Source organism: Streptomyces sp. NPDC060205, assembly GCF_042728395.1.
Taxonomy (GTDB): domain Bacteria; phylum Actinomycetota; class Actinomycetes; order Streptomycetales; family Streptomycetaceae; genus Streptomyces.
The window spans coordinates 1-1,649 of sequence record NZ_JBHWZP010000626.1 but is presented as its reverse complement, the minus strand read 5'-3'; the positions used below and the strand labels follow the sequence as shown (position 1 = coordinate 1,649).

1 protein-coding gene is annotated in these 1,649 nt (G+C 69.4%); it reads right to left on the bottom strand.

The window, feature by feature from the left end:
• Positions 1 to 1,649 (bottom strand): condensation domain-containing protein (locus ACFWGJ_RS43595; RefSeq protein WP_387334532.1); only part of this gene is annotated, 1,649 nt, incomplete at both ends.

Below are 1,649 nucleotides of genomic sequence, written 5' to 3'. Positions count from 1 at the left end.
CCCACACCCACACCCAGCGCCGACCCCAACCCCAACGCCAGATTCACCACACCCCCATGCGCGACCTGCACACCCTTCGGCCACCCCGTCGAACCCGACGTATAAATCACATAGGCGAGTCCGTCAGCGATTGAAGTCGTCTCGGGTGCTTCCGACGGCAGCGACGCAAGGGTCTCCCGTACGACCGTGTCGTCGAGCCACACACCCTGCCCGACGGGCAGCCCCTCCATCAGTGAACGCTCGCCCACCACGACCTGGACACCCGCATCCGCGAGCATGAACTCCAACCGATCAGCCGGGTATTCGGGGTCCAGCGGCAGATACGCCCCACCCGCCTGCCACACACCAAGAACCGCCACCACCATCTCCACACCACGCGGCAGACACAGCCCCACCACCGACTCCGCACCCACACCCACCGACCGCAGGTAATGCGCCAGACGATTCGCCCGAACCATCAACCCGCCATACGTCAACGACTCCCCACCGGCGACGACAGCCACCGCATCCGGAGCCGAGGCAGCCCGCTCAGCGATCAGCTCATGCACCCCACCCACCGCCGGCAGCTGAACCTCGCCACCGTCGCCAGCGGCCACCAAGCGCTCACGCTCACCCACCGACAACACCGACAGGTCACCCACCCGGCAGTCGCCCCCCTCAGCCACCACCTCCAACACCCGCACCAAATGCGCGGCCAAGCGCTCCATCGCCGCCGCGTCGAACAGAGCGGTGCTGTACTGGACCTCACCCGCCAGACCCTCACCGGTGTCCCCGACCCTGACCGCCAGGTCGACGCCTATGAGCATCGGCCGGTCGGCCGAGAAGTCCGCGGTGAGCTCGGCTCCGCCCTCCCACAGGAGGTCGGCTTTCCGCTGGGCCGTGTTGGCCGCGGTGTCCGCCGTGTCGTAGTTGAACAGGACCTGGAAGAGCGGGCTGCGCGAGCGGTCGCGCTCGGTCACGAGCTCGTCCACGAGCTGCTCGAAGGGCACGTCCTGATGTGCGTACGCACCGAGGGCGGTTTCCCTTACCCGGCCGAGGAGTTCGGCGAAGGTCGGGTCGCCGGACAGGTCCGTGCGCATGACGAGGGTGTTGACGAAGAAGCCGATGAGGTTCTCGGTCTCGGCCCGGTTGCGGTTCGCGATCGGCGTGCCGACGACCACGTCATCGGTGCCCGCATAACGGCCCAGCAGCACGCTGAAGGCCGCCAGCGACATCATCGACATGGTCACGCCATGCTCGCGGGCCAAGGCCCGCAGCCGCCCCGCCGTCCGCGCGGGCACGGCGAACTCCACGACTCCGCCGTCCGCCGAGCGGATCGCGGGGCGCGGGCGGTCGGTGGGCAGTTCCAGTGTCGGCAGGCCACCGAGCCGGTCACGCCAGTACCCGAGCTGGGCGTCGAGCACGTCGCCGGACAGCCACTGCCGCTGCCAGACGGCGAAGTCGGCGTACTGCACGGCCAGCGGCGCCAGCGGGTCCGGCTCACCGGCCCGGAAAGCCTCGTACAGCGCCACCAGCTCGCGCCGCAGGACCCGCCCCGACCATTCGTCCGACACCACGTGGTGCATGGACAGCGCGAGCACGTGCTCCTGCGCCGCCACCCTCACCAGGGTCGCACGCAGCAGCGGCCCCTGAGCCAGGTCGAACGGCAC